Consider the following 1,047-nt stretch of genomic DNA (forward strand, 5'->3'; position numbering starts at 1 on the left):
CGCGCTTCGCCGCCTGCTTCTACCCGAACACGGCGCTGGCAGCGCCGGACCCGGTGCCCGCCAGCAGCGCCCAGCTAGTGGCGGGCACGGAGCCGATCATCGCCGCCCAGGGCATCGAGCTGTCATTCGCCTCCGGCACTGGCCGCACAAGCGCCAGGTGCAGGTGCTCAAGGGCGTTGACCTTGAGCTGTACCCGGGGGAAACCTTGGGGCTGGTAGGCGAATCGGGCTGCGGCAAATCGACCTGGTGCGCGTGATCGCCGGGCTGCTGCAGCCGCAGTCAGGCCGCGTGATGATTCAGGCGCGCAGCTCGGCGCACCGAACACCGAGTCGTGGAAGAAGGCGCGCCACCAGGTGCAGATGGTGTTCCAGGACCCGTTCGGCTCGCTGAATCCCAAGCGCAGGGTGGCTCGATCATCGCCGACCCGTTCATGATCCACACTGACACCCGCGGCGACCAGCTCAAGACGCGGGTGCGCGAACTGATGGACTTGGTGGGGCTTAACCCGGAGCACTACAACCGCTTCCCCTCGGAGTTCTCCGGCGGGCAGCGCCAGCGCATCGGCATTGCCCGCGCGCTGGCGCTGAAGCCAAGGTGGTGCTCTTCGACGAGCCGGTGTCAGCGCTGGACGTGTCAGTGCAGGCCCAGATCCTGAACCTGATCTCCGATCTGCAGCGCGAGCTGGGCCTGAGCTACATCTTCATCTCCCACGACCTGTCGGTGGTACGCCACATTTCCGACCGCGTCGCGGTAATGGACCACGGGCAGATCATCGAGCTGGCCGGGGCGCAGGAACTCTACGAGAACCCGCAGGCCGACTTCACCAAGACCCTACTGGCCGCCAGCGCAAGGAGCTGAGAATGAGCGCCCAAACACTTTCCGTCCCGGCGGTGAGCAGCGCAGCTCGCTGCGCATGACCGTCGACTACCTGCTCAAGGACCGGACCTCGCTGCTGGCAGCCTGCTTCCTGGCGCTGCTGGTGCTCTTCGCGCTGGCCGCCCCACTGCTGGCCCTGGCCACCGGGCATCCACAACGAGCAGTTCCGCG

The 1,047-nt window shown here is 66.9% G+C and carries 5 protein-coding genes; all 5 read left to right on the top strand.

Going from position 1 to position 1,047, the window contains the following annotated elements; translation table 11 throughout:
- Positions 1-218: hypothetical protein (locus tag JCM19049_RS21295; RefSeq protein WP_279403342.1), on the top strand; the 218-nt coding region annotated here is incomplete at its 5' end.
- Positions 188-256, top strand: coding sequence for an ATP-binding cassette domain-containing protein (locus JCM19049_RS21300; RefSeq protein WP_279403341.1), 69 nt, complete (start codon positions 188-190; stop codon positions 254-256). The genes JCM19049_RS21295 and JCM19049_RS21300, both read left to right, overlap by 31 nt.
- Entirely contained in the window at positions 247-390 is a 144-nt protein-coding gene (locus JCM19049_RS21305) for a hypothetical protein (RefSeq protein ID WP_279403343.1), read from the top strand. Before JCM19049_RS21300 ends, JCM19049_RS21305 begins: the two co-directional genes overlap by 10 nt.
- Before the next feature lie 40 nt (positions 391-430).
- Complete coding sequence (locus tag JCM19049_RS21310; protein ID WP_279403340.1) at positions 431-655, top strand: ATP-binding cassette domain-containing protein; 225 nt, start codon at positions 431-433, stop codon at positions 653-655.
- Positions 595-858 carry an ABC transporter ATP-binding protein gene (locus JCM19049_RS15195; protein WP_054821982.1) on the top strand — a complete coding sequence of 88 codons (264 nt, stop codon included), beginning with the start codon at positions 595-597 and terminating at the stop codon, positions 856-858. Before JCM19049_RS21310 ends, JCM19049_RS15195 begins: the two co-directional genes overlap by 61 nt.
- Positions 859-1,047: the final 189 nt, after the last annotated feature.

The organism is Arthrobacter sp. JCM 19049, from assembly GCF_001310435.1.